This window comes from Kitasatospora sp. NPDC057512, assembly GCF_042802135.1.
In the GTDB taxonomy this organism is placed as follows: Bacteria; Actinomycetota; Actinomycetes; order Streptomycetales; family Streptomycetaceae; genus Kitasatospora.
Genome location: NZ_JBHVET010001012.1, coordinates 1 through 2384 on the forward strand (window position 1 = coordinate 1; position 2384 = coordinate 2384).

2 protein-coding genes are annotated in these 2384 nt (G+C 75.7%); one reads left to right on the forward strand and one right to left on the reverse strand.

What is annotated here, in order from left to right:
- Positions 1–72 precede the first annotated feature (72 nt).
- Positions 73–1761 (reverse strand): enoyl-CoA hydratase-related protein, encoded by a 1689-nt coding sequence (locus ACFU6K_RS36910; RefSeq protein ID WP_380670702.1) that lies wholly within the window; start codon positions 1759–1761, stop codon positions 73–75.
- A gap of 147 nt (positions 1762–1908) precedes the next feature.
- On the opposite strand from ACFU6K_RS36910, the gene ACFU6K_RS36915 reads away from it, so the two are divergent.
- Positions 1909–2340, forward strand: coding sequence for a GNAT family N-acetyltransferase (locus tag ACFU6K_RS36915; protein ID WP_380670704.1), 432 nt, complete (start codon positions 1909–1911; stop codon positions 2338–2340).
- Positions 2341–2384 lie beyond the last annotated feature (44 nt).

Consider the following 2384-nt stretch of genomic DNA (forward strand, 5'->3'; position numbering starts at 1 on the left):
GTCCGGGCCGGGCGCCGGTCCGCGCGGCGGGAGCCGGCGCCCGGGGAGGCAAGCCCGGCGGGGCCGTTCGGGTCACGCTCGCGCGGCGGGCCCCGTCGGCACCGGGCGCTTGTGGACGAACGCGGAACGCAGCGCGTGATACGGCGATTCGGGTGTGAAGAACTGCCGGTGCATCACCGCGAGTTCCTCCTCCCGGTACGCGTCGAGCGGCTTCGTCCGCTCGTCGGCCTCGCGCGCGGCCTTCTTCGCCGCGATCCGCTGCTGGGCGGTGGGCGAGGCGGCGAGCAGCCCGGCCAGGTGGGCCGCGGACGGCCCGAACTCCTCGGGCCCGCAGGCGAGCACCCGGTCGACGAGACCGATCCGCTCGGCCGTGGCCGCGGAGACCGGGAGCGCCTGGCGGGTCAGCCGCTCGGCCGCCGCCGCGCCGACCCGGCGCGGGAGGGTGTACGTCCAGTACTCCGAGCCGTGCAGCCCCATCAGCCGGTAGTGGGGGTTGAGGACGGAACCGGCGCGGCACCACACCTCGTCCGCCGCCAGCGCCAGCATCACCCCGCCGGCCGCCGCGTTGCCGCCGACGGCGGCGACCACCAGCCGGTCGGTGGTGGTGAGCACCGCGTCGACCAGCTCGTCCATCGCGGTGATGTTGTCCCAGGACTCGACGGCCGGGTCCGGCGCGGCCTCGATCACGTTGAGGTGGATGCCGTTGGAGAAGAAGTCCCGGCCGCCGCCGAGCACCAGCACCGAGGTCGGACGGGCCGCCGCGAAGCGGTACGCGGCCAGCAGCCGGCGGCAGTGGCCGGTGGACATCGCGCCGCCCGGGAAGGAGAAGCGCAGGAAGCCCACCGGGCCGTCCTCGCGGTAGCGCAGGTCCGACCAGACCGGGCCGTCCTCCTCCCCCGGCATCAGCGGCGCCGCCACCTCCGGCAGCGCCGGCAGCAGGCCGCCGAGGGCCGTGGCCGCCGGGAGCTTGACGCCCGCCGGGCCGCCGGGGGTACGGCGGCGGAGCTCGGGGATCCAGACCGCGCCGTCCGAGGTGGCCCGGCAGACGGCGCCGGCCCGGGTGGCGATCAGCTCGCCCGGGCGGCCGCGCAGCACCGGCTCGCGGTGCCCGCCGTGCAGGTACCAGGTGCCGCCGCACAGCTCGTCGAGGACCCCGGGGCGCGAGTCCGCCGCGCGCAGGCCGCGCAGCACCGCCTCGGTGGGGTCGGCCGCCCAGTCGATCCGGCGCTCCTCCTGGCGCAGCGCGGGCCGGGTCCGTACGGTGGCGCTCCAGCCGGGGCCGGACTGCGGCTGCGGCGCGTACCCGCCGGAGGCGAAGCGTTCGACGGCGAGCAGCGCGGCCGCCACCGCCGCGTCGGCGACCTCGTTGCGGTACAGGTCGCTCTTGCCGTACCCGGGCAGCCGGCAGGGCGCCCAGGCCCAGACCGGCCCGGCGTCCAGCTCCGCCTCGGCCTGGAGCACCGTGACGCCCCAGTCGGTGCGGCCCTCCTGGACGGCCCGGTCGAGGGAGGACGGGCCGCGGTCGCCCGGCGGTCCGGGGTGGACGACCAGGCAGGTGAGCTGCGACCAGAGCTCGCGCGGGATCGCGGTGCGCAGCATCGGCGCGAGCACCAGGTCGGGCTTCAGGCGGCGCACCGCGTCGAGCAACTCCTCGTCATCACCGGCCAGTTGGACGTCCACGGTGTGGAGCCGGTCGCGCAGTTCGGCGTGCAGCCGCTGGCTGAGGCTGTTGAACGCGCTGGCGAGGAGAAGAATCCGCATGTACGCCTCCGACGGGGTGGGGTTCCGGGAACCCGGCGATCATCGCTTCCGCCCCCGTGGCACCCCGTCCCGTCCGGTATGTCGCGCCGCGCGTTCACCCGAGCGGCCGGAGTCGGGCGGCGGGGCCGAGCGGGTAGCATGTAAGTCATGAATCCGAGCAGTGACCCTTACGAAATCCGTCCCGGTGTGCCCACCGTCGAGGACTTCCGCCGTCTGCGCACCGACGCCGGCCTCTCCGACAAGGCCCCCGAGGCGGTCGCGCTCGCCCTCCCCAACACCTGGTACGGCGTGGTCCTCCACCACGAGGGCGAGCCCGTCGGCATGGGGCGGATCATCGGCGACGGCGGCACCGCCTTCCAGATCACCGACATCTGCGTCCACCCCGCGCACCAGGGCCACGGCCTCGGCAAGCGCATCATGGCCGCGCTCACCGAGGAGCTGGAGCGCCGGGCGCCCGCCACCGCGTACGTCTCGCTGATCGCGGACGGCCCCGCGCGCTTCCTCTACGAGAAGTTCGGCTTCGCGGACACCGCCGCCCACGACTCGATCGGCATGTACCGCCTGATGGACGGCCGCTGACGGCCCGACGGACGCGCCACTCGACGACCTCCTCGGCCCCGGGG